Source organism: Polaromonas sp. P1_E1_2, assembly GCF_056406035.1.
Genome location: NZ_JBFUAZ010000796.1, coordinates 1 through 1,546 on the forward strand (window position 1 = coordinate 1; position 1,546 = coordinate 1,546).

At 49.3% G+C, this 1,546-nt stretch carries 2 protein-coding genes; both read left to right on the forward strand.

All coding sequences use genetic code 11. The features are described from left to right. A partial coding sequence (locus AC1D1P_RS22980; protein ID WP_477674588.1) for a hypothetical protein occupies positions 1-741 on the forward strand: 741 nt, incomplete at its 5' end. Continuing rightward, the gene (locus AC1D1P_RS22985; RefSeq protein WP_477671211.1) at positions 678-1,388 is read left to right on the forward strand and encodes an RHS repeat-associated core domain-containing protein; all 711 of its coding nucleotides are present in this window, start codon (positions 678-680) and stop codon (positions 1,386-1,388) included. The genes AC1D1P_RS22980 and AC1D1P_RS22985, both read left to right, overlap by 64 nt. Positions 1,389-1,546 lie beyond the last annotated feature (158 nt).

Sequence of the window (1,546 nt, forward strand, 5' to 3'; positions counted from 1 at the left end):
CCGAAGTATTTAGCAAATGAGAGGCGTATTGCTAAGTTCGATAGAAAACTTTTTGTAAATGGAGCAAGAGTTAATTTGTCGGCTGATAGTAGGGTGTCCACAAGTATCTACAAAGATGACGACTTTCAAGTGGATGCAGATGGCGATCATGTATCGATAGTTTGGGGTAACAGGACAGGACGTTGGCCCCAAGCCCCTTCTACTATCGTTGCACCGGTTCGATACAGAGATCTCCTGTTTTTCCAAAATACTCTACTCAATGTTACTGAGCAGTCAGAAGTTTCAATTTCTCAAGATTTCTTTGCACAAATTAACGCAGACTGTTCAGCTTATAGAAGCACCAGTTTTTTAGCAATTCCTGCGGCTCCGGTCTACGCGATAGATAATGAGAGGCTTTACGCGACATGTTCCACTGCTTGGCAAGAAATTAAGAGCCTGAATTTGGTTAGTTGGTCTTTGGGGCCTATCGGAACCTTAAGTAAAAAAGTCATTTCATTGCCCCCTTCAAGGTCAGGGTACACGGTTTTAAATTCATCTCAAGTCTATAGCCCAGCGAGAATCACTTTGCGCGCTCGTTCCGGCAACGAGTTATTGAGTTGCTCAGAAACCGAGTGCACGAGATTCTTCATTTCCAATGCTTATACATACGCAATTCTTGATGACGCGGGCATAGCAATATTGCTCACTCAGCAGGACCTTACTTCACCGATGCTTGCGATTCGAGTAGCCAAAGCCCATTAGAGGATTTTCGACAAACCTTTGATGCCGAGAGTGGGCTRTTCCAGAATTGGCATCGGGAGTACAACCCGAGGATTGGGCGGTATATGCAGTCCGATCCCATTGGACTGGCGGGTGGCATCAATACCTTTAGCTATGTGGAGGGCGATCCGTTGAGACTAGTGGACCCGTCGGGTCTGGATACAACCGTGGTGTGCCGGCCTGTGAACGATCCGAAGGCTCGCCGGCTTGGCGCTAAACACTGCTTCGTCGTCGTGTGGCATTGGAAAGACGTGTGTGGCGTTCGGGTAAAGATTGTGGATGGTCAATACAGCCTGGCAGGCGGGCGAACTATGTTCAATCAAGGAAGCAATGCGCCCACGTACGTTGACGATCGGAATGCATGGAACGGTGGAGCCCCGGCTGAAGCATACGAAGTGCCTCCGCCAGCGGGGGTGTCTGGACCGGATTTTGATAGAGAGGTTATGCGACAAGCCGAAGGATATGACTCGATCCGACCGTACGACGCGAAATTTGGACCCAACTCGAACACCGCTACTCAGCAATCTGTTGAAAGAGCTGGTGGTACGGTTCCAAATATTTCGGGCGCCTATGGGCAGAACTGGACACCTGCGAAGCCGAGTCCGTTCGGCGCCGGACTGTGGCGGTGAAAATCATGGAACAACTTGCAGATAGTGATATGGACGGCAAACGACGAGGCCGAGTCATGCGCTGGTCGATACTGGGAGTGCTGACTGGAATCATTCTGCTCACTTTAGCGCAGCAGATATTTTTTCCTGTAATTTCCTTCAAGCGAACGGAGTTACTT